This is a genomic window from Streptomyces sp. NPDC051907, from assembly GCF_040681075.1.
Taxonomy (GTDB): Bacteria; Actinomycetota; Actinomycetes; order Streptomycetales; family Streptomycetaceae; genus Streptomyces.
The window spans coordinates 36,200-58,996 of sequence record NZ_JBFAYB010000047.1; the positions used below are offsets into that span (position 1 = coordinate 36,200).

At 71.4% G+C, this 22,797-nt stretch carries 18 protein-coding genes and 1 tRNA gene; 1 reads left to right on the plus strand and 18 read right to left on the minus strand.

Annotation, left to right across the window (positions count from 1 at the left end):
• Positions 1-101 precede the first annotated feature (101 nt).
• The 5 genes from AB0M39_RS23500 to AB0M39_RS23520 form a co-directional block, all read right to left on the minus strand.
• On the minus strand, positions 102-494 hold the full coding sequence (locus AB0M39_RS23500; protein WP_365367419.1) for a nuclear transport factor 2 family protein: 393 nt from the start codon (positions 492-494) through the stop codon (positions 102-104).
• 49 nt (positions 495-543) lie between these two features.
• Complete coding sequence (locus tag AB0M39_RS23505) at positions 544-1,785, minus strand: cytochrome P450, cyclodipeptide synthase-associated (protein WP_365367421.1); 1,242 nt, start codon at positions 1,783-1,785, stop codon at positions 544-546.
• Between the two features lie 390 nt (positions 1,786-2,175).
• On the minus strand, positions 2,176-3,183 hold the full coding sequence (locus AB0M39_RS23510; RefSeq protein WP_365367423.1) for a hypothetical protein: 1,008 nt from the start codon (positions 3,181-3,183) through the stop codon (positions 2,176-2,178).
• Positions 3,180-3,521, minus strand: coding sequence for a helix-turn-helix transcriptional regulator (locus AB0M39_RS23515; protein ID WP_365367425.1), 342 nt, complete (start codon positions 3,519-3,521; stop codon positions 3,180-3,182). Before AB0M39_RS23515 ends, AB0M39_RS23510 begins: the two co-directional genes overlap by 4 nt.
• Positions 3,522-3,912: 391 nt before the next feature.
• Positions 3,913-4,000: transfer RNA gene (locus AB0M39_RS23520), tRNA-Leu, on the minus strand.
• Positions 4,001-4,189: 189 nt separating this feature from the next.
• Between AB0M39_RS23520 and AB0M39_RS23525 the strand changes: the two genes are divergently transcribed.
• Positions 4,190-5,500, plus strand: a complete 1,311-nt coding sequence (locus AB0M39_RS23525; RefSeq protein ID WP_365367427.1) for a DUF2254 domain-containing protein — start codon at positions 4,190-4,192, stop codon at positions 5,498-5,500.
• Positions 5,501-6,082: 582 nt separating this feature from the next.
• Here the strand turns inward: AB0M39_RS23525 and AB0M39_RS23530 are convergent.
• The 13 genes from AB0M39_RS23530 to AB0M39_RS23590 form a co-directional block, all read right to left on the minus strand.
• Positions 6,083-6,709 carry an HAD family acid phosphatase gene (locus AB0M39_RS23530; RefSeq protein ID WP_365367429.1) on the minus strand — a complete coding sequence of 209 codons (627 nt, stop codon included), beginning with the start codon at positions 6,707-6,709 and terminating at the stop codon, positions 6,083-6,085.
• 317 nt (positions 6,710-7,026) lie between these two features.
• The gene (locus AB0M39_RS23535; protein ID WP_365367431.1) at positions 7,027-8,082 is read right to left on the minus strand and encodes a sugar phosphate isomerase/epimerase; all 1,056 of its coding nucleotides are present in this window, start codon (positions 8,080-8,082) and stop codon (positions 7,027-7,029) included.
• 34 nt (positions 8,083-8,116) lie between these two features.
• A complete protein-coding gene (locus AB0M39_RS23540) occupies positions 8,117-9,541 on the minus strand; it encodes a nucleotide pyrophosphatase/phosphodiesterase family protein (protein WP_365367433.1) in 1,425 nt (474 codons plus the stop codon).
• The gene (gene eboE / locus AB0M39_RS23545; RefSeq protein ID WP_365367435.1) at positions 9,538-10,713 is read right to left on the minus strand and encodes a metabolite traffic protein EboE; all 1,176 of its coding nucleotides are present in this window, start codon (positions 10,711-10,713) and stop codon (positions 9,538-9,540) included. The genes AB0M39_RS23540 and eboE overlap by 4 nt, the downstream gene beginning before the upstream one ends.
• Positions 10,714-10,725: 12 nt before the next feature.
• Entirely contained in the window at positions 10,726-11,574 is an 849-nt protein-coding gene (locus AB0M39_RS23550) for a TatD family hydrolase (RefSeq protein ID WP_365367437.1), read from the minus strand.
• Positions 11,574-12,194: an EboA domain-containing protein gene (locus AB0M39_RS23555; RefSeq protein ID WP_365367439.1), complete on the minus strand. Its 621-nt coding sequence runs from the start codon at positions 12,192-12,194 to the stop codon at positions 11,574-11,576. The genes AB0M39_RS23550 and AB0M39_RS23555 overlap by 1 nt, the downstream gene beginning before the upstream one ends.
• Positions 12,188-13,048 (minus strand): sugar phosphate isomerase/epimerase family protein, encoded by an 861-nt coding sequence (locus AB0M39_RS23560; protein WP_365367441.1) that lies wholly within the window; start codon positions 13,046-13,048, stop codon positions 12,188-12,190. The genes AB0M39_RS23555 and AB0M39_RS23560 overlap by 7 nt, the downstream gene beginning before the upstream one ends.
• Positions 13,045-14,211 carry an SCO3242 family prenyltransferase gene (locus AB0M39_RS23565; RefSeq protein ID WP_365367443.1) on the minus strand — a complete coding sequence of 389 codons (1,167 nt, stop codon included), beginning with the start codon at positions 14,209-14,211 and terminating at the stop codon, positions 13,045-13,047. Before AB0M39_RS23565 ends, AB0M39_RS23560 begins: the two co-directional genes overlap by 4 nt.
• The gene (locus AB0M39_RS23570) at positions 14,208-15,290 is read right to left on the minus strand and encodes an inositol-3-phosphate synthase (protein ID WP_365367469.1); all 1,083 of its coding nucleotides are present in this window, start codon (positions 15,288-15,290) and stop codon (positions 14,208-14,210) included. Before AB0M39_RS23570 ends, AB0M39_RS23565 begins: the two co-directional genes overlap by 4 nt.
• 197 nt (positions 15,291-15,487) lie before the next feature.
• A complete protein-coding gene (locus AB0M39_RS23575) occupies positions 15,488-19,177 on the minus strand; it encodes a ThuA domain-containing protein (protein WP_365367445.1) in 3,690 nt (1,229 codons plus the stop codon).
• A gap of 309 nt (positions 19,178-19,486) precedes the next feature.
• Positions 19,487-20,491, minus strand: coding sequence for a sugar phosphate isomerase/epimerase family protein (locus tag AB0M39_RS23580; protein ID WP_365367447.1), 1,005 nt, complete (start codon positions 20,489-20,491; stop codon positions 19,487-19,489).
• Positions 20,491-21,702 (minus strand): Gfo/Idh/MocA family oxidoreductase, encoded by a 1,212-nt coding sequence (locus AB0M39_RS23585; protein ID WP_365367449.1) that lies wholly within the window; start codon positions 21,700-21,702, stop codon positions 20,491-20,493. The genes AB0M39_RS23580 and AB0M39_RS23585 overlap by 1 nt, the downstream gene beginning before the upstream one ends.
• 45 nt (positions 21,703-21,747) lie before the next feature.
• Positions 21,748-22,791, minus strand: a complete 1,044-nt coding sequence (locus AB0M39_RS23590) for a substrate-binding domain-containing protein (RefSeq protein WP_365367451.1) — start codon at positions 22,789-22,791, stop codon at positions 21,748-21,750.
• Between the last annotated feature and the right edge of the window lie 6 nt (positions 22,792-22,797).

Genomic DNA, 22,797 nt, shown 5'->3' on the forward strand with positions numbered 1-22,797 from the left:
ACTATCCGACGCCGGACGGTCGATCCGACGTATACAGCGCTTACTGCGGTTGCGGTTGCGGTTTCGGTTGCGGTTGCGGTTGCGGTTTCGGTTGCGCAGCGTCAGTTGACTCGTCCCAGGTCCTGGTCGTCGGGGTGGCCGGTGAGCAGGAGGGTCGTCTCCTCGACGCGTTGGAAGCGCCCGTCGGGGGCGTACTCGCCGAAGAGGTACACCTCGGTGCGGGAGGTACGGCCGTTGTGCTGAGTGAGGGTGACGGTGTGGCGGTCGGCGTAGCGCAGTCCGTCGCGGAACTCGTCGTGGACCTCGATGTGGCCGCTGCGGACCAGGGCTCTCAGGCGTGTCATGTGCTGGACGAAGGCGGCACGGTCGCTCCATACGCCGTCGGTGCGCTGACGGTAGTCGGGGGCGAAATGCCGGTCGACGGCTTCGGCGAGGTCCAGGCCCGGGGTGAACAGCAGGTCGTTGATGGCTCGGGTGATGTCGGTCGGCGTCACTGGGGTCTCCTCCAGGAGGGGTGGGAGGTCGGGGCGGGGATGGCACGTGTCACTGGCGGGCCGGAACCCCTCCGTGGACGGGGGTGAAGTCCAGGGACAGGGCAGCGGGGCCCCGGGTGTACAGGCCGGTCTCCCGATAGCGGAAGCCGGGGCTGAAACGGACCTGGTCGAGCAGCGGAAGGACCATCGCGGCGACCGTCTCGATCTCGGCGCGGGCGAAGGCCGCGCCGACGCACTGGTGGAGTCCGGCGCCGAAGGCCAGATGCTGTGCGGCGGCGGTGAACGAGCGGGCGGCGCCCAGGTCCGGGCGGTGGATGTCGAAGGCGTCCGGGGCGGTGAAGGCGTCGGGGTCGCGGTTGGCCGCGCCGATCATGCAGAAGACGGTGGCGCCCGCGGGGACGGTGGCGCCGGCGAACACGGCGTCCCTCTCCGCTTGGCGGGGAATGAGCTGCACCGGCGGGGTGTAGCGCAGGGTCTCGGCGATCGCGGCGGGCAGCAGGTCCGGGTCCTGGCGGACCTGGGCCATCTGCTCGGGGTGGTCGATCAGGTGCTTGACGAGCAGCGCGAGGGTCTTGTCGGCGGGCTCGGTGGCGGCGATGAGAACGTTGAGGACCAGCGCGGTGACCTCGCGATTGCTCATGGCGAAGCCGTCGAACTCGGCGGTGCACAGCTTCGATATCAGGTCTTCGCCGGGGTGGCGGCGGCGCTGTTCGATGAGGGGTACGAGGTAGGCCTCCAGCTGCTCGGCGCAGTCCAGGCAGTGCCGGCGGCGTTCCGGGGTGAGGACGATGCTGGTGATGAACTCGGCGACCCCGCTGTGCCAGGCGGCGATCTGCCGCCAGTCCTTCCTGTCCAGGCCGAGGACGTCCAGCGTCACGTGGACGGCGAGGGGCTTGCCGAAGTCGTTGACGAGATCCACGTGTCCGCGGGGCAGGAAGGGCGCGATGAGCTCGGCGGCGTTGGCGTGGACGGCGCGTATCTGGTCGTGCAGGGCCTGCCCGGTGAAGCCCCGGACGACGATCTTTCGTTTGGCGGTGTGCTCGGCCCCGGTCATCTGGGCGAGCACCGGTCCGCGCATCACCGGCTCGGCGCGTACCTGCAGTGTCTCGGTGCTGAACGCCTGATGGTCGCTCAGCACCCGCTTCACGTCCTGGTAGCGGGAGAGGAAGTAGCTGTCGATCGCCGGCTCGTAGTGCACCGGTGCGTGTTCTCTCAGCCCGGCGAAGTACGGGTAGGGGTCGGCGGCGAAGTCGTCGGACAGGACGCTGAAGCCGGACTCGGCTCTGAGCATGGCAGGAGTCTCTCAAGGGAGGAGGCAAGGATGTGGCGGCATCCGCTTGCCGAGTTCTCAGGGTGGGGGGTGGGGGCTGCGTAGGCCGCGAGGGCCGGCAGGAGTGACGACTGGTCGGGCGGACGCCGGGGCCCATGCCGGGAGCTGCGTCGCGTCACCGGCGGCTTCGGCGCCGCGCAGGGGCGCCCGCGAGCTCATCGCCCCGGCGGTCGAGGGCAGCACTCACGCGCGCTCGGTCCTTCCCCTCGGTCGCCTTGACGATTCCCAGCCCGTGCTGAGCACCGGGCACCGTCGCCCGGAAGTCGTCACCGGTGCCTGTCGCGGGCTGGTCGACAGGGCTCCTGGTCAGGGGGCGCCGTCGACGGCGATCGTACGAAGCCGGGGGCTCGGCTATCGCCGGGGTGAGCCTGCGCGCTGCCTGCGCACCAGCGGTACGGCAAGCAGCGCCAGGCTGACGGCGAGCGCGCCGGCGGCGAGCGCGGTCTGCCAGACGGGGCCGCCGGAGGCGAGGTTGGCCACCAGGTAGCCGGTGAGGATCACGGCGAGTATCGCGTTCTGGACGTCGCTGCGCAGATACCACCGCGGGCGGCCGGACTCCTGTTCGGCCAGTCGCAGCGCGTACAGCTCTACGGGCCCGAACTCCTCTTCCGGCGCGCGTTCGGCGGCGGCGAGGTGGTCGGCGGCTTCCCTGGCGAGCTCCGCGGCGCGTGCGCGGGGCACGGCGTGGCGCTCTTCGAGCAGCTGGGTCAGCCGACGCAGCCATAGCTCGTGCCCGACCGTGCTCTGCGTGTCCGTACGACTGTGCATGGTGTCTCCTTCAGAATCTGCGGTTGGTCTGTCCCGTGCGGCCCACCCGAGCAGCGCGAGGCCCAGCAGGCACAGGACAGGGGCGGGTAGGTGGCCGAAGGCCTGGTGAGAGAGGGCGGTGAAGGCCGTCGCGCCCAGCACTGTCGCGACGGCCGCGAGCACCCAGCCGGCGGCGCGCCGCCTGGATCGCGAGGCGGTGACGGCGAAGCAGCCGCCCGTCAGGGCTATGGCGACGAACGATGAGCCGACCAGCCCGCCGGGGGTCAGCGCCAGCGTGAATCCGTCCATGACCCACAGACAGGCGCCGGCCACCAGAGCGGCCGTGCCGATCGGGACGAGTACAGCGCGGACTGTCGCGGCAGGCGTCTGACGGTCCCGCAGTCGAAGACGCTCCTCGGGCCCGAAGCGCTCGCTGACCACGGTGGCGGCGTACGCCTCCGGCCTGCCGAAGGCGTCCTCGGGACTCTCGCCGCTGTCCGCGCAGTGCTGTGCGACCTCTTCCAGCACCGTGTCCGCGAGGGCGCTGTCCACCGACTGCGCGGCCAGCGCCAGCCGGACCCGCGCGTTCCACCGGGTGGCCTCGTCTGTCATGGCAACTCCTCCATACCGTGGGCGAGGAGTTGATCCATCGCGTCGGAGAACTGCTTCCAGCTGGCGGCCTCTTCCCGCAGCCGCGCCCGCCCCGCGTCGGTGAGCCGGTAGACCTTCCGTCCCGGCCCGCCGTCCCCGGGCTCCCACCGCGCCTCCACCACCCCTTCGGTCTCGAGCCGGCCGAGCACCGGATACAAGGCGCCGCCGCGGACCGTGCCGAATCCACGAGCAGTCAGCTCCTGCACCAGCGCATACCCGTGCCGGTCACCGTCGGCAAGCACGGCGGCGAGCGCCAGCGGCAGCACCCCGCGCAACCAGCCGGTCTCCCCCGAGGCCATCAATAGTCAACTCTGCTTTCTACTCCGTGAGTTCGACTAGTTCGTTCTCAGACTAGTGAACCATACGTCGGTGCCAGGCCAACAGCCTTCTGGGGCAACGACATTGCCGACCGGCCCCGGGCCCGATAGCTGAGGGCAGCAGCCTGAGCTCCTTCGACCACGAGCTCGACGCGCCTCGACGCTCCTGAAGCAGCGGGACTGGCCGTGGTGTGCGATCGACTCCGTCAGTGCGGACCAGCTGATCGCCGGCGACAGATCGCGGAGGGCCTGGCAGGCATCGCACAACGCATCCGAGCGGTTGGTGTCGACACAAGGGGAGCTAGCCCTACAAACACGAGAAGAGGGCCGCGACCATAAAGGTCGAGGCCCTCGAATCCGTAATCTTCCGTGCTGGTGTCCGAGGGGGGACTTGAACCCCCACGCCCGATAAAGGGCACTAGCACCTCAAGCTAGCGCGTCTGCCATTCCGCCACCCGGACTAGGTGATCCGCCCCGGTCTCCCGCGGCGACATGGACAACAATACCAGGGGTTCGAGGTGCCTCTCACCCACATATCCCGTGGTCAGCAGGGTCCCGCGGGGCTGTTCGAGGAGAGGCGGCCGCATCGCCCCACGCCCCGTACCGCGTGTATCCGCACGCTCGCGCACAGTGACGCTACGGTCAGCTGCGTGAGTGAACGCACCTATAGACGGCCCCGCGCGTTCTCGCCGCTGCGCGAGCATCTGCGGGACACCTTCTGGTTCGCGCCGGCCCTGGGCCTGGTGTGCGTATTCGTGCTCTGGGTGGCAGCGGACTCCGTGGACACCTTGATCGTGACGTCCCTCCAGGACGAGCAGCTGTACGACGAGCTCGGCCAGCTGATCGCGCTCACCCAGGACGCCGAGGTGATCGTCACCACGGTCAGCGCGGCGATGATGACCTTCATCGGTGTGGTCTTCAGCATCTCGCTGGTCGCCGTCCAGATGGCCAGCGGCCAGCTCACCCCCCGGGTCGTACGGATCTTCGTACGGAGCAGGATCAGCAAGGCGACGCTGGCCGTGTTCCTGGCGACCTTCCTGTTCTCGCTGCTGGTGCTGGCCTCGTACGAGAGCGAGGACGATCCCCGGCTCGCCTCCTCGGTGCCGTTCGTGCAGAGCCTGCTGACCATGTGCTTGGTCTGCCTGAGCCTGGTGCTGTTCATCGCCTATGTGAGCGCCACGCTACGGCTGATGCAGGTGGGGCCGGTGGTCGACCGGATCACACGGGAGTCGTTCGGCGTGCTGGCCCAGCTGCCGGCCGGGCCACCCGATCGACAGCCTCTGGCCGAGGAGACCCGGCGGATCGCCTACCAGGGGCGGGCCGGGGTGCTGCGCGATGTGAACATCGCGCGGCTGATGCGGACGGCCCGCCGGCAGGGGGTGGTGCTGCGGCTGATTCCGCGGATCGGGGACTTCGTGGCGCCGGGGACGCCAATGCTGGCGGTGCACGGCCCGGTCCGGGGCGAGCTGTCGCGGCGGGCGCTGCGGTCGTCGGTGTCGGTGGGAGTGGAGCGGACCTTCCACCAGGACGTCGGGCTCGGTCTGCGGCAGCTGTCGGACATCGCGCTGCGCGCTCTGTCCACGTCGGTGAACGATCCGACGACCGCGGTGCAGTGCCTGGACCGGATGGTGCAGATTCTCGGGGCCCTGGCGGCGCGGCCGCTGGGGGCGGTGCACCATCGCGACGGCGACGACGTGGTGCGCCTGGTGCAGACCGCTCCGGAGTGGACGGATCTGGTGGATCTGGCGCTGGCCGAGGTGCGCATGATCTCGGCGGGCGTTCCGCAGGTGACGCGGCGGCTGCTGGCCGGCATCGACGATCTGCTGCTGCTCGCCCCGGCCGAGCGGAGGGAGCCGCTGATCAGGCACCGCACCCTCATGGTCCAGGCGGTGGAGCGCACGGTTCCGCTGGCCGCCGATCGGGCCTTCGAGCTGGAGCCCGACCGGCAGGGGATCGGCTGAGCGGGCGTTCCGGACGGCGGCGGTCGATCCGGACGGCGGCGATCGTTCCGGACGGCGGCGGGCAGCCGCGGTCAGGCCGTCAGGCGGCAGTCGGGGAAGTCGTCCGGCGTGCCGTTCCCCCGCCGGGCCCTCGGTCACGGCCCGCGCGAGGAGTTCGCCGCCGCCGTACGCGCGGCGCCAGGAACCGCCGCATCCGTCGATCCGCCGAAGGGCTCCTCGCGATCGCCGCGCGAGCGCGGGCGCGCCGTGGCCGACGCTATGGGGGCGCGGATCTGCGGGGCCGAGCCGCTCGTATGTCTGGGGCAGTCGGTGGCCAGGGTCGCGCCCAGCGCGCCGGTGTCTGGGGCTAGGGGTCCCGCACCCGCCGGGCAGGCCTGGGGTCCGGCGCATCTCGCCGGCCTGGGGTCCGGCGCATCTCGCCGGACCCGAGGCCGGTCAGCCGGGACGCGGGCTGAGCCGTGCCGGGCGGGCTCTCGCCGCGCCGACGGGCGGGCGGTCGCCGTGGCCGGGAACGGTCACAGCGGCCGCCGCGCCGTCAGCAGCCCGGCACGGGGTGTCCCGACTCCGGCCTGTCCCGAGGCGTCAGGACAGCTTGCCGTCGTAGTCCGGCAGCTTGAACGTGCGCTCGGCGTGGCCGCCCACCAGGTCGCTGGGCCTGTTGCCGATGTTGGCGATGATCGTGTAGCCCTTCGCCTCTATCTCGGCCCGCTTGCCGGTCTTGTAGACGCTGGTCTCGTGGAACAGGTCGGGAAGGTCCCGCACATACAGGCCGGAGACCGGGTAGCCGACCTTCTTCAAGTTGTACTCGGTGAGCGAGTAGATGATGCCCGGGCGGGCGGTGACGAAGAAGACGTCGACGCCGCGGGAGTCGGCGTAGCGGGCGAGGTCGAGGACCGGCTTGACCGCGGGAGTCGGGTACTTCCAGAAGCCGTGGAAGTCCGTCTCGATCGACGTGTTGTCGATGTCGAGGACGATCGCCTGCTTCTGCCCGCCGGCGTTCGCGGTCCGCTGCTCGATGTACGGGCGGGCGACCGCGGCGACGGCCGCCACATCGCGCTGCCAGGTTCCGTAGTCGACGTCCGCGCCGAGCAGGGCCGTGCTCGCGCTCGCCTGCTGCGTGGCGACGGCAGCCGTCCCCGCCTGCTGATGCGAGGCCGCCGACGCCACCGGCGTCGCCATCGCGAAGGACAGAACGGCGACGGTGGCCACCGACCGGATTCTCCAACTGCGTTGCTGCATGTGGGGGTTCTCCCGTTTCTGGTAACAGCTCACATCACGCCGTCGGCCAGGGGATTGGCCGACGACCACGGCATGTTCGCGTGTCTTGGTGTACGGAAGGAAGCGTTCCTTCTACTGCCCGGTAGCGATTTTTCTTCGGGCATGGCCGAAAACGACGCGAACCGCACGCGAACGCACGCGAACCGCCCGTCGGCGCTGTTCGCCGACGGGCGGGAGCGGTCCCGAGGCCGTGCGGGAGGACCGGATCGCCGGGCTGACGGCCGGCGGCTACGTCACCGGACGATCCGCTAGCAGCCCTTCTCGCGCAGCGAGTGGAGGTGGGCGCTGGACTTGCGGGCGAAGGCGAACGACTCGACGGGGTTGTCGTGCTCCGCCTGCCAGTGGTGGTCGCGCCGGCCGCCATGGGTGCGGTTGACCGCCGAGATGAACCGCTTGTAGTCGATGTCCCCGTCGCCGACGTCGACCATGCGGTAGCCGTCCCTGGCCGCTTCGTCGCGCTCGCCGTCCTTCACATGGAACAGCGGATACCGGTCGGGCTGCTCCAGCACATAGCGCAGCGGGTCGAAGGGGGCGGGCGTGCCGTCGGCCCGCTTGCCGAAGCGGAACTGGCCCGCGTACGCCCAGTAGACGTCCATCTCCAGATAGACCAGGTCCGGGTCGGTCTCCGCGAGCAGCACGTCGTACAGGCGGACCTCCGGCCGGTCGGTCGCGAAGGAGAACTCCTCGGCGTGGTTGTGCTGGTAGAACTTCATCCCGCGCCGCCTGGCCGCCGCGCCGTACTCGTTGAACTCCTCCGCGCAGCGCTTCCAGCCGTCGACGGTCGCGCCGTAGCGCCAGGGGCCCGAGGCGGTGCCTATGTGCTGGAGGCCGAGCGCCTGGGCGTCGTCGAGGACCTTGTCGAGGTTCTGGGCGAAGGTGTAGGCGGCGGGGTCGGACGAGTAGTAGCCGACATGGCTGCCGATCGGGTTCAGCCCGTGGTCCCGCGCGAGCCGCGCCAGCTGGGCGAGGGTGATGGGCCCAGCGGACCCCTGGGTATAGCCGGCGAACTCGACCTCGTCGTAGCCGTGCCTCTCCAGCTCCGCGAAGACGGGCGCGAAGCCGAGGGTGGAGACCTTGTCGCGCAGCGAGTACAGCTGGACGCCGAGGCGGCCGGGAGGCAGGACCGGGCGGCCGCGGCCGGTGCTCCGGGTTGCTGCCGACGGTGCGGCGGCGCCGACGAGAGCCGCCGCCGCGGCGCCGGAGGCCACCGAGAGCATGGTGCGTCTGCTGAGCTTGCGGGCCAGCTCGGGGTCGCCGCCCTTGCTCGATCCGGGCATGCGGCTCGTACGGCTGATGCGGCTCATTGTGGATAACTCCTCGTTGTCAGTGGCGTCTGGTTCAGTGGAGACCAGCGAGTTGAAGCAGCAGGGACTTCACATCGGTGGCCGCGACGCGGCCGCTTACAGCGCGGGGGGTGGAGCACAGAATGAGCGGACCTTCGTCGTCGCTCGTGGGGAGGCGGCCATGGCTGCCGCGAATAGCCGACGGATCCAGGGGCACGACCGCGAGCCGGTAGCGCATGCCGAGCTTCTTGCGGGCGATCGCCTTGGCCGCCTTGACCCGTACGTACGGATCGAGGGGATCCATGAAGAGCTCGGCGGGGTCGTAGCCGGGCTTGCGATGGATCTCCACGAGCTGGGCGAAGTCGGGGGCGCGTGCGTCGTCGAGCCAGTAGTAGTAGGTGAACCACGCGTCCGGGGCCGCGACGGCGACGAGCTCGCCGGAGCGCGGATGGTCCAGGCCGTGGCTCTTCTTGCCCTCGTCGTCGAGCAGCTGCTCGACGCCCGGCAGGTCCTCTAGGGCCTCCCGGGCGGCTTCGAGGTCCTCGGCTCTGCGCACATAGACGTGGGCGAGCTGGTGGTCGGCCACGGCGAAGGCACGGGAGGCCATCGGGTCGAGGTACTCCATGCCGTCCTGGGTGTGCACCTCCAGCAGACCGGCGCGGCGCAGTGCCCGGTTGACGTCGACGGGGCGGCTGACCGGGGTGATGCCGTACTCGGACAGGGCGACGACGGTGCGGCCCTGCCGCTGGGCGTCGTTGAGGAGCGGGGCGATCACGGCGTCCAGGTCGGCGGCCGCGCGGTGGGAGCGCGGGTCGTCGGGGCCGTAGCGCTGGAGGTCGTAGTCGAGGTGAGGGAGGTAGCACAGCGTCAGATCGGGGCTGCGGGTGCGCATGATGTGGCGGGTCGCGTCGGCGATCCACTGGCTGGAGACGATGTCCGCGCCCGGGCCCCAGAAGTGGAACAGGGGGAACGTGCCGAGCTTGGCGGTGAGTTCGTCGTGGAGCGCGGGCGGGCGTGTGTAGCAGTCGGGCTCCTTGCGGCCGTCGGCGTAGTAGACCGGACGGGGGGTGACGGTGAAGTCGGTGTCGGCGCCCATGGCGTACCACCAGCAGACGTTGGCGACGGTGTAGCCGGGGTGGGCGCGGCGGGCGGCGTCCCAGATCTTGTCTCCGGCGACGAGACCGTTGTGCTGACGCCATAGGAGCACGTCGCCGAGCTCGCGGAAGTACCAGCCGTTGGCGACGATGCCGTGCTCGGCGGGCAGCGTGCCGGTGAGGAAGGTGGACTGGGCCGCGCAGGTGACGGCGGGCAGCACCGTCGACAGGGGGGCCTGCGAGCCGGCGCGGGCGAGGGATGCGAGGTGCGGCATGTGCGCGAGGAGGCGGGGGGTGAGGCCGACGACGTCCAGTACGAGGAGAGGGGTGGGAGGGGTGGCAGGAGTGGGAGGCGTGGCGGGAGCGGGCCCGGAGGGTGCGGTCATGGGAGCTCCTTGAGGCCGATGTCGACCAGCAGGTCGCGGGCGAGGGTGAGTTCGGCGGCGATCCCGTCGGCGAGCTGGGTGCGGTTGCGCGGGCGCAGCTCGGGCGGGAGGGCCTGCCAGGTGTAGGTCTCGACCTCGAGATGGCGGGTGCGCGGGGCGGGTCCGCCGACGAGCTGGGTCAGGGCGTCCTGGAGCACCGGGAGGGTGGAGGCGAGCGGCGGGGCGGGCGGTGCGTGCAGGGGGACGTGGAAGTGGGAGCGCCAGGGAGCGCTGTCGGGCAGCGTGCCCCCGCCGAGGGCTTCGTCGAGGTCGTCGGTACCGAGCAGGCCGTCCGCGGTACGGGTCCGCGTCTGGTGGAGGAAGCGGGGCTCGGCGAAGGCGGACAGGGCGGCGCGGACCTCAGGGAGGTGGGGGTGTTCGGCGTGCAGGGCGGCGGACAGCTGGACTTTGGGGATGGTGATGCGGGCGTCGGCGAGTGCGGTCAGAGCAGTCTGAGGATCTTCGAAGGAGGTGGCGAGATGGCAGGTGTCGATGCAGACGCCGATGCGGCTGTGACCGATGTCGGCGAGCGGGCCGATCGCGTCGGCGGTGGTCTCGACGGTGCAGCCCGGCTCGGGCTCCAGGGCGATCCGGATGGACTTCCCGGTGAGCTCTTCGAGGGCGTCGAGCCGTTCGGCGAGCGCGACGAGAGAGGACCGGGCGGTCGCGGCGGCCTGCGGGTCGGTGTCGAAGGGGGTGCGCCAGGCGAGCGGGAGGGTGGAGACGGAGCCATCGGCGACGTCGTCGGGCAGCAGGGCGGCGAGGAGCCGGGCCAGGTCGCAGGTGTGGGCGAGGCGCTCAGGATCGGTCCAGTCCGGCCTGTACACGCGGTACTTGACCTCTTCGGCGCCGAATCCCTCATAGGGGAAGCCGTTGAGGGTGACGACCTCGAGGCCGCGGCGGTCGAGTTCGGCGCGCAGTCCGCGCAGCGCCGCCGGGTCGTTGACCAGGGCGTGCGCGGCGTCCTTGGCGAGCCAGAGACCGATGCCGAGGCGGTCCCTGCCCAGGCGCCGGCGGACCGGCTCGCAGTGGTCGCGCAGTTGCGCGAGCACGCCGTCGAGGGTCTCGGCGGGGTGGACGTTGGTGCAGTACGACAGGTGGACCGTCGTCCCGTCGGGGTGGCGGAAGCGCATGGGGCCGCCTCCCTATTCCCCGCCGCGGAGGAGGGAGTTGCCCTCGTGCAGGGACTCCGGCTCGGGGACGTCGAGCTGGAGGCGGCCGCTGAGGCCGTAGAAGGCGACGGGGTTGCGCCACAGCACCTGGTCCACGTCGTCGTCGCCGAAGCCGGCGGCGAGCATCGCGTCGGCGACCTTGCGGGTCTTGAGCGGATCGCTCTTCCCCCAGTCCGCGGCCGAGTTGACCAGGACCCTGTCGGTTCCGTGGTTCTTGAGGACGGCGACCATGCGCTCTTCGTCCATCTTGGTGTCGGGATAGATCGAGAAGCCCAGCCAGCAGCCGCTGTCGGCCGCGTGCTCGACGGTCGTCTCGTTGAGGTGGTCGAGCAGCACGCGGTCCGCCGGCAGCGCGGACTCGCGGATGACGTCGACGGTGCGGTGCAGGCCCGCGAGCTTGTCGCGGTGCGGGGTGTGGACGAGCGCGGGCAGGCCGTGGTCGGCGGCGAGCTGGAGCTGGGCGGCCAGCGCCGTGTCCTCCGCGGGGGTCATGGAGTCGTAGCCGATCTCCCCGACAGCGACGACGGCGTCCTTGACGAGATAGCGGGGCAGGGCGTCCAGGACGGGGGTGCAGCGGGGGTCGTTCGCCTCCTTGGGGTTGAGGGCGATCGTGCAGTGGTGGGCGATGCCGTACTGGGCGGCACGGAAGGGCTCCCAGCCGAGCAGGGAGTCGAAGTAGTCGAAGAAGCTGTGCGGGGAGGTGCGGGGCTGGCCGAGCCAGAAGGACGGTTCGACGAGGGCGCGGACGCCCGCCGCGTACATCGCCTGATAGTCGTCGGTGGTGCGGGAGCTCATATGGATGTGCGGGTCGAAGATGCGCATCAGGACTCCTCGGACTGCTCGCCGGTCAGGGTCAGCACGCGGTGGAGGTCAGGGGGCACGTCGCGGCCGGCGGCGGTGCGCTCGGCGGCGTAGTCGGCGAGCATTCTGGCCAGCTCTCCATCGCCCCGGGCACGTCGGCTCAGGTCGGCCACCGCGTCGACGGGGACCCCGGTGAACAGGCATTTGAGGACGGCGTGCCGCCAGGCGTGCGGGTCGAGGTGGGCGGCGGCGTAGGGGCCGACGGCCGCGGCGAGGAGACGGGTGTCGTGGGTGCGCAGCGCGTCCTCGACGAGGGGCAGCGCGGCGGGGCCGTCGGAGAGGGGGTGCAGGGCGAGGAGCACGGCACGGCGTTCGGCGGCGGCGCCCTGGTGGTAGATGCGGGCGAGGTCGGCGGGGCCGGGTCGGGCGCCGATGAGGAGCAGGACGCGTACGGAGTCGGCGTGCTCCTGTCCGCAGGCGCGGCCGGCGGCTGCGAATCGCAGCTCCCAGGCCGGGACGGCGTTCGGCGACGGTGCGGCGGTCGTCTGGGCGGCGCGGGCGGCTTCGGCGAGGGCTTGGTCGAGCCAGTCGCGGGCTGCCGCGTCGAGCTGGGCCGCGAGCTCGGTGCGGGAGGTCAGCATGCGGGCGCTCCCTTCGCGCGCAGGAACTCTAGGGAGGCGCGGGCGAGTTCGGGGCCCGCGTGGGAGTGGCGGGGCAGTTCGACGACGGTGAGGCCCTGGTAGCCGGTGGCGGCGAGGGCTTGGAGCACGGGCGGGAAGTCGATCTCCCCGTCCCCGAAGGGGAGGTGTTCATGGACGCCGCGGCGCATGTCCTCGATCTGGACGTGCCGTAGCCAGGGCGCGGCGTCGCGGACGCAGTCGGCGGGCGGCGCGGGCTCCAGGCACTGGCAGTGGCCGATGTCGAGGGTGAGTCCGAGGGGCTCGGGGTCGCCGAGCCGGCCGCGTAGGAGGTGGAAGTCGGCGAGGGTGGCGAGGAGGTGACCGGGTTCGGGTTCGACGGCGAGCGGGATGCCGACGTCGGCGGCCGCGGCGAGTACGGGGGTGAGCGACTCTTCGAGGAGTTTCCAGGCGGTGTCGGACGGGGCGCCGGCGGGGGTGACTCCGCTGAAGCAGTGCACCGCGTGGGCGCCGAGGTCGGCGGCGACCTTGACGGCTTGGATCAGCAGACCGGTGCGGGCGGCGCGGCCTGCCGCGTCGAGGTCGAGGAGGGAGGGGCCGTGCTTGCGGCGCGGGTCGAGCACATAGCGGGCGCCGGTCTCCACGGTGACCTGGAGGCCCAACTCGCCCAGCCGTGCGGCGACCTGGCGGGTGCGTGCGGCGAGGCCGGGGGCGAGGGGGTCGAGGTGCATGTGGTCGAGGGTGAGCCCCACGCCGTCGTAGCCGAGGTCGGCGAGCAGGGCGAGGGCGTCGTCGAGCCGGAGGTCGGTGAGGCCGTTGGTGCCGTAGCCGAGGTTCAGGCTGCCGTGGGGGCTCATGTGGGGCTCACCTTCCGTGCGAGGCGGCGGGCGATCGGGACGAGGCCCACCACCGCGAGGCCGGTGACGCCCGCGCCGGTCCGGGCGGCGAGGGCCGCCTGGAGCGGGATCATGGCGCGGATGCCGCCGCCGACGGCGCGCTGGGTGAGGGGCGGCGACGGGTTGAGGGCCGCGTGGAGGAAGGGCGTGCCCGCGGTGCGGACGTAGGCGGCGGCCAGGAGGGGGGCGAGGAGGCGGGCGGGGGTGGGGGCGGGGCGGGGGGAGGGGGGAGGCCCCCCAGGTCCCCCAAGACCCCGACCCCTCCTCGATCCCGTCCCCCCGAGGTCCCCTCCAGCCCGCGACCCGAGGTCCCCTCCAGCCCGCGACCCGAGGTCCCCTCCAGCCTGCGACCCGAGGCGCCCTCCGGCCCGCGAGGCCATCGCCCCGAGGAGTGCCGTCGATGCGAGCGCCGCCAGGGGCGTCAGGGTCGATCCGCCCTGGGTCTCGTGGCGTGACACCGATGTCACCGCGTAGGTGTGAGCGCCGAGGAGCGCGGCCGAGGGGAGCGCTGTGCGCAGGGATCCCCCGCGCCTCGGAGCACCGAGCGCTCCACGCGCCGCCACGCCCGCCCCCGCACCCGCACCCGCACCCGCCGTCGCGGCCACCCTCGCGGCCGCCCCGGCCCCCGCCCCCGCACTCGCGGTCGCCGTGGCGGTCGTCGCCGTCGCGCCCAGCAGGAGGTCCAGGGCTCGGGCGGCGGCCATCGTGGCCGCGGCGGCCTTTGTGTGCTTCAGGCGCAGGTCGTAGGACCAGACGGTGGCGGCCAGGGTCGTGGCGACCGCGAGGGGTGCGCGGCCCGCGCGGGCCGCCAGGGTCAGGCCGGCCGCCGTCAGGGCTGCGGACGCCGCGAGGGCGGCGGGCGGAGCGATGCGGCCGGAGGGGATGGGGCGGTGGGGGCGTTCCGCGGCGTCTTCGTCGCGGTCGGCCCAGTCGTTGAGGGCCATGCCCGCTTCGTAGAGGCAGAGGGAGGCGCCCAGCGCGTAGGCGGTGCCTCGGTTGGCGGTGCGGCCGGTGGTCGCCGCGCCCGCGAGCGCGTCGCCGGGGACGGTGAGGAGGGCGGACACCCGCAGCAGTTCCGCCCAGGCCCGCAGGGTCGTACGAGTCGTCCGGTTCACGCGGGTCATGCCGCCTCCCGCAGCCGGTCGGCGAAGGCGAGCAGCCGTGCGTACTGCTCGGACAGCCCTGCCGGTCCCCCGTCGGGGTCCTTGAAGTAGAAGCCGAGCTCGGGCAGCGGCCCGGAGAGGCCGGCTTGGTGGGCGCGGGCGACGAGCCGGGCGAGGTCGAGGACGAGGGGCGCGGCGAGCGCGGAGTCGCAGCCCTGCCAGATGGTCTGGAGGATCATGCGGGAGCCGAGGAAGCCGTCGAAGGCGATGTGGTCCCAGGCGGTCTTCCAGTCGCCGAGCGCGGGGACGTCGTCGATGTGGACCCGGCCTTCGGGCACGGCGCCCAGCACATCGGCGAGGACGCGTTCTTTGCCTGCGTTCTTGGCGGCGGCTGCCGCCGGGTCGGCCAGCGCTGCTCCGTCTCCGCCGCCCAGGAGGTTGGCGCCGGACCAGGCCCGTACGGACAGGGCGCGGTGCACGAACATCGGGGCGAGCACGGAGCGGAGCAGCGTCTGGCCTGTCTTGCCGTCCCGGCCCGCGTGGGGAAGTCCGCTGGCCGCGGCGGCGTCGGCGAGGGCTGGGGTGTGCAGCCCGGTGGAGGGGGTGAAGTTGATGTAGGGGCTGTGGGTGCGCAGGGCCGCGGCGGCGTACAGGGAGCTGGGGGCGAGTCGTTCGGCGTCGGGTGCGGGCGGGGCCTCGGTGGAGGCGACGTTGAGGACGACGACGCGGGCGAGTCGGCGGCGCCTGCGGAAGTCGTCGATGTCGTGGGCGAAGGCGGCGATGAGCTCTTCGTCGGTGCGGGTGTCGCCGGACTGGGGTCCGCCGGGGCGTATGTCGTGGTCGGCGGCGGTGAGTTCGCCGCGTACGGCGGCTGCGAGGGTGTGCGGGAGGACGCCTTGGGCGGTGAGCTCTTCGGCGCGTTTGGGCAGGGGGCAGCAGTCGGTGTCGTGGCCGCCGAAGACGAGTGAGGGCAGGGCGGGCAGCGGGGTGCGGGCGAAGGGCTGGGTCTCGGTGACCATGCCGGTGGGCGGGTGGAGTCCGGCGGTGACGGCCGCGCAGCCGGCGACGGCGGTGGTGGCTACGGAGCCGCGTGCTCCGATGAGCCAGACTCCGGTCCGTTCGGTCCGTTCGGTCCGTTCGGTCCGTTCGGTCCGTTCGGTCCGTTCGGTGTCTTCGCTGGGTCCGGTGCGGGTGGTCGTTCTGTCGGCGGACACGGGCTGCCTCCCTGCCGTGGGGTGGGGTGGAGACGGCGGGCGGGGGGTACGGCGCCGCCCCGCCCGCCGCCGGCTTGCGGGCCCTAGGAGGGGAGCTCCTTGAGCTGGATGTTGCGGAAGGACACATGGTCGTCGGCGCCGTGGTTCTGGATGCCGATGTAGCCGTCCTTCAGGCTGCGTGCGGGGTCGGCGTTGGTGAAGTCGTTGATCTTGGCACCGTTGAGGAAGATCTGGAGGCGTTCGCCCTGGACCTTGATCTCGTAGCTGTTCCACTGGCCGGGCGGCCGCAGGACGCGGTCGCGGGCTTTCAGGTCGGCTGATTTGAAGCCGTAGACGGCGCCGGTGGTGCGGTCGGGTGCGTCGGTGGCGTCGATCTGGATCTCGTAGCCCTTGTTCACGGCGGACCAGGGGTCGTCGGAGGCGGGGAATCCGACGAAGACGCCGGAGTTGTCGTCGCCCTGCATCTTCCAGTCGAGCTTGAGGGAGTAGGCGTTGAGCTCCTTGGCCTGGTACCAGAGCATGCCCATGCCGCCTTGGGAGCGCAGCTCGCCGTCGACGACGTCGAAGCCGCCGGGTCCGGCCTGCTTCCAGCCTTCGAGGGTGTGTCCGTTGAACAGGTCGCGGTAGCCGGTCTTGGGCCTGCAGTCGGCTGTGACCTGTCCGGAGGCGTAGCGCAGTCCGCCGAGGAGGTGTGCGCGGAAGGCGGGCTCGGCGTAGGACTCCTTGGTGTGGCCGCCGCCGGTGTAGAAGGCGCGGCCGCCTTGGTAGGTCTGGCACCAGGCGATGGGGTGGTCGCCCTTCATGGCGCCGCCCTCGTAGGTGGTCTCGTCGAGGGTGGCGAGGACGCGGGCCTGGGCACGTGGGTTGGTGCGGTAGTTGTACCACTCGTCGGTGCGCTGCCATGCCGTGTCGAGGTGGGCGGTGGCGGGGTGGGCGGGGTCTTCGACGCGTACGGTGGCGGGCTGGATGTGCGGGTGGGACTGGAAGTAGGCGCCGACGAGCCCGCCGTAGAAGGGCCAGTCGTACTCGGTGTCTGCTGCGGCGTGGACGCCGAGGTAGCCGCCGCCGGTGGCGACGTAGTTCTCGAATGCCTTCTGCTGGTCGGCGTTGAGCACGTCGCCGGTGGTGGAGAGGAAGACGACGGCGTCGTAGCGGGCGAGGTTGCCGGTGGTGAACTGGGCCGCGGTCTCGGTGGCGTCGACGGTGATGTCGCTGTCCTTGCCGAGTTCCTTGAGGGCGGCGACGCCGGCGGGGATGGAGTCGTGGCGGAAGCCTGCGGTCTTGGAGAAGACGAGGACGCGTTTGGCGGTGCGGTCGACGGGGGTGTTGGAGAGTTCGAAGTCGTCGACGTCGTAGAGGGCGCCGGCGCCTCCCTTGAAGACGAGGAAGAGTTCGGTGGTCTTCTTGGGCACGGCTCGCAGGGGTACGTCGATGTCCTGGAAGGTCTCCCAGCCGCCGGTGACGGGGACGGGCGCGGAGCCGAGGAGGGGGCCGGCGGCGGAGCCGGTGCGTACTTCGAGGAAGCCGCCGGCGCCGCCGGAGGATATGCGGGCGGTGAGCTTGGTGGTTCCGGTGAGGTTGTAGGGCTTGAAGGAGATCCAGTCGCCGTTGTGGATGTCGCCGACGGTCTTGCCGCCGTTGGCTGTGGGCTTGTTGTAGGTCTTGACGCCGGCGGAGCCGGTGTAGTGCTCGGCCTGTCGGTGGCGGGGCTGGAGCTGGGCCTGGTCGTGGCTGGTCAGTGCGGCTTGGCCGCCGCCTCCGCCGTCGGTGTACTCGGCGTCGAAGACTCCGAAGATGTTGGCGTTGGGGTCGTGGCCGCCGTCGGAGGAGGTCTTGATGGCGCCGGTGCAGCCGTTGGCGGAGGTGACGGGGTGGCCGTGGCTGTCGTGGCCGAGGATGTAGGTGACTTTGACCTTGGCGCAGTCGATGGTTCCGTCTTCGGGGTCGGTGACCTTGACCTTGAAGGGTATGTCGTCGCCGAAGCTGAACAGCGCTCCTTCGGCGGGGAGTTCGAGGGTCACTTTGGGGGCGGTGTTGCCGACGACGACGTGGACGCCGGCGGAGCCGGTGCGGCCGGTGGGGTCCTTGGCGGTGACGGTGGCGGTGTATGTGCCGTTCTTCTTGTAGGTGTGGGTGGGGTTGGCCTGGGTGGAGGCAGTGCCGTCGCCGAAGTCCCAGGCGTAGGAGAGGGCGTCGCCGTCGGCGTCGCTGGTGCCGGCGGAGGAGAAGGCGACGCGCAGGGGTGCGGTGCCGGAGGTCTTGTCAGCTGCGGCTTCGGCGACGGGGGAGCGTCCGCCGGTGGCGTTCTCGATGCGGTAGAGGCCGGAGTTCTCGTCGCCGCCGAACCAGGCGGTGCCGTAGTCGAGTACGTACAGGGCGCCGTCGGGGCCGAAGGCCATGTCCATGACCTGGGTGCCGGTCCAGGGGACGGGGTTGATGCTCTGGACGGCGCCGTCTTCGCGTTGTTCGATGCGCTTGATCCAGCGTCGGCCGAATTCGCCGGCGAAGAAGTCTCCGTCGTAGGCCTCGGGGAATTTCACCGGGGAGGGGTTGGAGGCGTCGTAGCGGTAGACGGGTCCGCCCATGGGCGATTCGGAGCCGTCGCCGAGTTCGGGGACGGAGTTGCCGTTGTAGGGGAGCCATGCCTTCTGGGCGGGCGGCAGGTCGGCGAGTCCGGTGTTGTACGGGGAGTCGTTCTTGGGGGCGGCGCAGTCGAAGGCGGCGCCGGAGGTCTTGGTGGCGAAGTCGTAGTCGATGTAGGCGTCGTTGTCGCCGGCGCAGTAGGGCCAGCCGTAGTTGCCGGGGCCGGTGACGCGGGCGAACTCGACTTGTCCCGCCGGGCCGCGTTGCGGGTCGGCGGCTGCGGCGTCGGGGCCGTAGTCGCCTACGTAGACGATGCCGGTCTTCTTGTCGACGCTGAAGCGGAAGGGGTTGCGGAAGCCCATGGCGTAGATCTCGGGGCGGGTCTTGGCGGTGCCGGGGGCGAAGAGGTTGCCTTGGGGGATGGTGTACGTCGCGTCGTCGTCGACTTTGATCCGCAGGATCTTGCCGCGGAGGTCGTTGGTGTTGCCTGAGGTGCGGCGGGCGTCGTAGGCGGGGTTGCGGCCGGGGCGTTCGTCGATGGGGGTGTAGCCGTCGGAGGCGAAGGGGTTGGAGTCGTCGCCGGTCGACAGGTACAGATTGCCCTGGGCGTCGAAGTCGATGTCGCCGCCGACGTGGCAGCAGATGCCGCGGGTGGCGGGGATGTCGAGGATCTTCTTCTCGCTGGCGTTGTCGAGGGTGCCGTCGGCTTTGAGGACGAAGCGGGAGAGGCGGTTGACGCCGTCGTACTTCGCGAAGTCCGCGGGGGTTCCCTCGCTCGGGGCGTCGCCCGCGGGGGTGTTCAGCGGGGGCGCGTAGTAGAGGTAGAGGGCGCGGTTCTGTGCGAACTTCGGGTCCAGGGCGATGCCTTGGAGGCCTTCCTCGTCGTGGGTGTAGACGGGGATCGTGCCGACGACGCGGGTGTTGCCGGCGGCGTCGGTCATGCGCAGTTCGCCGTTGCGGGAGGTGTGCAGCACGCTGCGGTCGGGGAGGACGGCGAGCGACATGGGCTCGCCGGTCTCGGCGGCGCCTTTGGCGAGGGTGACTTGCTGGAAGTCCTCGGCTGCGGGCGCGGGGTCGGGGTCGGCGGCGGCCGCGGTGTGGGGCGCGGTGAGGGCGAGGGATGTCGCGGCGAGGAGGCTGCCGGTGATCAGGGCGAGTGCTGTGCGGGCTGGGTGCCTTCTTCTGTGCACGAATGTCCTCCGGGAGTGGCCGGTCGAACGGGCGGTTTGCCGTGGGGCGCGGGGGTCGCGCTCCTTTGGCGGTGCTCGTCCCGCACCGTGCGCCGGGCTGTTCACCGTGGGATCCGGAGTGCGCCGTCACACCGGGGACCACCTATGTCCTGTACACATCAGGGACGGTAGCGGGGTTCGTCCGGGACGGAAAGGCCTTGTGGGGTAGGGAAGTTCGACTTCTTCCCGGCACAGGACAAAGGCGGGCCCGGGCAGCCCGGACCGGCCCGGCGACAGCTCTGCCGTCGGGCTCGGACCTGGCACGATGCCCTAGTCGCCGCCCGAGAAGGCCGCGTCGAAGGAGGCGGTGGGCGGGTCGAAGTCGAAACGCTTCAGGCTGGCAAGCGCTTCCGGCGCGCCGGCCAGGCGGTCCATTCCGGCGTCCTCCCACTCCACCGAGACGGGTCCGTCGTAGCCGATCGAGCGCAGCATCCGAAAGACGTCCTCCCAGGGGACATCGCCATGGCCGGCGGAGACGAAGTCCCAGCCGCGCCGCGGGTCGCCCCACGGCAGATGGGAGCCGAGCCGGCCGTTGCGTCCGTCCAGGCGGGTGCGTGCCTCCTTGCAGTCGACGTGGTAGATCCGGTCGCGGAAGTCGTAGAGGAAGCCGACGGGGTCGAGGTCCTGCCATACGAAGTGGCTGGGGTCGAAGTTGAGCCCGAAGGCGGGCCTGCGGTCCACGGCTTCCAGGGCCCGCTGGGTGGTCCAGTAGTCGTAGGCGATCTCGCTGGGGTGCACTTCGTGGGCGAAGCGCACGCCCTGGGCGTCGAAGACGTCGAGGATCGGGTTCCAGCGCTCGGCGAAGTCCTCGTATCCGCGCTCGATCATCCGCTCGGGCGCCGGCGGGAACATGGCCACCAGATGCCAGATGGCGGACCCGGTGAAGCCGACGACGGTCTGCACTCCGAAGGCGGCGGCCGCCCGGGCGGTGTCCTCGATCTCGGCGGCCGCCCGCCGCCGTACGCCCTCGGCCTCTCCGTCGCCCCAGATCCGGGCGGGCAGGATCGCCTGGTGGCGCTCGTCGATGATGGCGTCGCAGACGGCCTGTCCGACGAGGTGGTTGGAGACGGCGAAGCAGGCGAGCTGGTACTTCTCCAGCAGCGCGTGGCGCCCCGGGAGGTAGGCGGGGTCGGCGAGGGCCTTGTCGACCTCGAAGTGGTCGCCCCAGCAGGCGAGTTCGAGGCCGTCGTAGCCGAAGTCGCGGGCGAGGCGGCAGACCTCCTCGAGGGGGAGGTCGGCCCACTGGCCGGTGAACAGGGTGAAGGGTCGGGGCATCAGGGTGCCTCCTGAAGCTGCGGTACGGGCGTGTAGACGGCGTTCTTCTCCGCGCTCTCCTCGACCGCCGCGAGGACCCGCTGCACCTGGAGCCCGTCCGCGAACGAGGGTGCGGGGTCCGCTCCGGCGGCGATCGCCTCCACCAGGTCGCGGGCCTGGTGGACGAAGGTGTGCTCGTAGCCCAGGGCGTGGCCGGGCGGCCACCACGCCTTGAGGTAGGGATGCTCGGGCTCGGTGACCAGGATCCGCTTGAAGCCGGCGGAGGCGGCGGGCTCGGTGTGGTCGTGGAAGGACAGCTCGTTGAGCCGCTCCAGGTCGAAGGCGAGCGAACCGAGCTCCCCGTTGACCTCCAGCCGCAAGGCGTTCTTGCGGCCGGCCGCCATACGGGTCGCCTCGAAGGAGGCGAGCGCCCCCGACGCGAGCCGGCCGGTGAACAGCGCGGCGTCGTCGACGGTGACCGCCTCCCTGCGTGCTCCCCCGGCGGCGGTGAGTCCTGCGGACGCGCCCTGGAGGACGGGCCGCTCGCGCACGAACGTCTCCGCCAGCGCCGAGACCCCCACCAGCGGCTCGCCCGCCAGGTGCTGCGCGAGGTCGACGATGTGCGCGCCGAGGTCCCCGAGCGCGCCCGAGCCGGCGTGCTCGCGCTTCAGCCGCCAGGTGAGCGGGAACGAGGGGTCCACCAGCCAGTCCTGGAGGTAGGTCAGGCGCACGTGCCGCAGTGTGCCGAGCCGGCCCTCGGCGATCAGCCGTCGGGCGTAGGCGATGGCGGGGACGCGCCGGTAGTTGAAGCCGACCATCGCCAGCTGGCCCCGGGCCCTGGCCCGTTCGGCCGCCGCGGCCATGGCCTCTGCCTCGGCGACCGTGTTGGCGAGCGGCTTCTCGCACAGCACGTGCTTGCCCGCCTCCAGGGCCGCGATGGAGATCTCCGCATGGCTGTCCCCCGGGGTGCAGACGTCGACGAGCTGCACGTCGTCGCGGGCGATCAGGGAGCGCCAGTCGGTCTCCGCGGCGGCCCAGCCGTGCCGGTCCGCCGCGGCCCGCACCGCGGCCGCGTCACGGCCGGCGACGGCGGCGAGGACCGGCCGCATCGGCAGGTCGAAGACGCGTCCCGCGGTGCGCCACCCCTGCGAGTGGGCGGCGCCCATGAACGCGTATCCGACCATGCCGACGCCCAGTGTCGGCGGTGCGGCCTCGCTGTCCCGTGATTCCATACGGATTCCTCCTCGTCGATGGCTCGGTGGGGGCGGGCGCTCCGGTCAGCTGAAGCCGGTGGGCAGGTACTCGTCGACGTTCTCCTTCGTCACGACGGCCGAGTAGAGGGTGATGGAGGCGGGGATCTCCAGTTCGGCCATCCCGCCGACGCCCTTGCCCTGTCCGAGCGCCCGGGCCAGGTCGATGGCGGAGGCGGCCATGGTCGGCGGGTACAGGACGGTGGCCTTGAGCACGCCGTCGTCGGCCTTGATGGCGTCCATCGCGGACTTGGCGCCGGCGCCGCCGACCATGAGGAAGTCCTTGCGGCCGGCCTGGGCGATGGCGCGCAGCGCGCCGACGCCCTGGTCGTCGTCGTGGTTCCACAGCGCGTCGAACTGCTTCTGCGCCTGGAGCAGCTGCGCCATCTTCGCCTGGCCGGACTCGACGGTGAACTCGGCGGCCTGGCGGGCGACCTTCTGGATGTTGGGGTAGTTCTTCAGGGCGTCGTCGAAGCCCTGGGTGCGCTGCTTGGTCAGCTCCAGGTTGTCCATCCCGGCCAGCTCGATGACCTTGGCGTTCGGCTTGTCCTTGAGCTGCCGGCCGATGTAGTCGCCGGCGTTGAGGCCCATGCCGTAGTTGTCGCCGCCGATCCAGCAGCGGTAGGCCTGCGGCGAGGCGAAGACCCGGTCGAGGTTGACGACGGGGATGCCGGCCTTCATGGCCTGCAGTCCGATCTGGGTCATCGCCTTGCCGTCGGCGGGCAGGATGACCAGGACGTCGACCTTCTTGTTGATGAGGGTCTGGACTTGGCCGATCTGGGCGGCGGTGTCGTTGGAGCCCTCGGTGATCTCGAGGGTGACCTCGGAGTACTTCTTGGCGCGTGCCTTGGCGTTCTCGTTGATGGCGTTGAGCCAGCCGTGGTCGGCCTGGGGGCCGGCGAAGCCGATGGTGACGGGCTTGCCCGGCTTGTCGTCGGCGGGGGCGTTGTTCGTCGCCGGCTCCTGCTTGTCGGGCTCGTTGCTGGTGCAGGCGGTGAGCAGGGCGCCGGCGGAGACGGCGGCGGTGCCGAAGAGCAGTCCTCTGCGGCTGGTGGCTGGGCTTTGTGGCATGGCGGA

Excerpts from the sequence above, each read along its gene's own strand:
- eboE (WP_365367435.1), bottom strand. The coding sequence starts at position 10,713 with ATGCGCTTCCGCCACCCCGACGGGACGACGGTCCACCTGTCGTACTGC.
- AB0M39_RS23540 (WP_365367433.1), bottom strand. The coding sequence starts at position 9,541 with ATGACCGCACCCTCCGGGCCCGCTCCCGCCACGCCTCCCACTCCTGCC.
- AB0M39_RS23580 (WP_365367447.1), bottom strand. The coding sequence starts at position 20,491 with ATGCCCCGACCCTTCACCCTGTTCACCGGCCAGTGGGCCGACCTCCCC.
- AB0M39_RS23565 (WP_365367443.1), bottom strand. The coding sequence starts at position 14,211 with ATGACCCGCGTGAACCGGACGACTCGTACGACCCTGCGGGCCTGGGCG.
- AB0M39_RS23590 (WP_365367451.1), bottom strand. The coding sequence starts at position 22,791 with ATGCCACAAAGCCCAGCCACCAGCCGCAGAGGACTGCTCTTCGGCACC.
- AB0M39_RS23515 (WP_365367425.1), bottom strand. The coding sequence starts at position 3,521 with ATGGCCTCGGGGGAGACCGGCTGGTTGCGCGGGGTGCTGCCGCTGGCG.
- AB0M39_RS23505 (WP_365367421.1), bottom strand. The coding sequence starts at position 1,785 with ATGCTCAGAGCCGAGTCCGGCTTCAGCGTCCTGTCCGACGACTTCGCC.
- AB0M39_RS23535 (WP_365367431.1), bottom strand. The coding sequence starts at position 8,082 with ATGAGCCGCATCAGCCGTACGAGCCGCATGCCCGGATCGAGCAAGGGC.
- AB0M39_RS23555 (WP_365367439.1), bottom strand. The coding sequence starts at position 12,194 with ATGCTGACCTCCCGCACCGAGCTCGCGGCCCAGCTCGACGCGGCAGCC.
- AB0M39_RS23560 (WP_365367441.1), bottom strand. The coding sequence starts at position 13,048 with ATGAGCCCCCACGGCAGCCTGAACCTCGGCTACGGCACCAACGGCCTC.
- AB0M39_RS23585 (WP_365367449.1), bottom strand. The coding sequence starts at position 21,702 with ATGGAATCACGGGACAGCGAGGCCGCACCGCCGACACTGGGCGTCGGC.
- AB0M39_RS23550 (WP_365367437.1), bottom strand. The coding sequence starts at position 11,574 with ATGCGCATCTTCGACCCGCACATCCATATGAGCTCCCGCACCACCGAC.
- AB0M39_RS23510 (WP_365367423.1), bottom strand. The coding sequence starts at position 3,183 with ATGACAGACGAGGCCACCCGGTGGAACGCGCGGGTCCGGCTGGCGCTG.